A 419-nucleotide genomic window follows, 5' to 3' on the forward strand; every position below is an offset into this window, starting at 1 on the left:
TTCCACGTTACTAATATCATAATAACGACCATGAAAATGGCACCAATAGCGATAATCGTTGTTTCCGCTTTTTTATTAACTGGTTTTCTGAAAATCGCTTCATATATAACAAATAAAATACGACCACCGTCTAGTGCAGGAATAGGAATTAAATTCATAATACCTAAGTTTACACTTAATAACGCAGTGTATCCAATTAAGCTAATGATACCCGCTTTAACAACTGAGTCGACGTTATGATAAATACCAACCGGACCATTTAACATATCAAACGAGAATCCGCCCGTAAATATACTAGCCAACATACCTACTACAGCTGAAAAAATATAAGTACTACCGATTAAAAAGCTTTTAAATCCATATACAATTGGTTTGAAGAGTGTATGTTCACTCGCTGGTTGGAATCCGAGAACATACTT

1 protein-coding gene is annotated in these 419 nt (G+C 34.6%); it reads right to left on the reverse strand.

The annotated features are described in order from the left end of the window. Nucleotides 1-419: site-2 protease family protein (locus C1I98_RS46765; protein WP_199537611.1), on the reverse strand; the 419-nt coding region annotated here is incomplete at both ends.

Source organism: Spongiactinospora gelatinilytica, assembly GCF_003236385.1.
GTDB lineage: Bacteria > Actinomycetota > Actinomycetes > Streptosporangiales > Streptosporangiaceae > Spongiactinospora > Spongiactinospora gelatinilytica.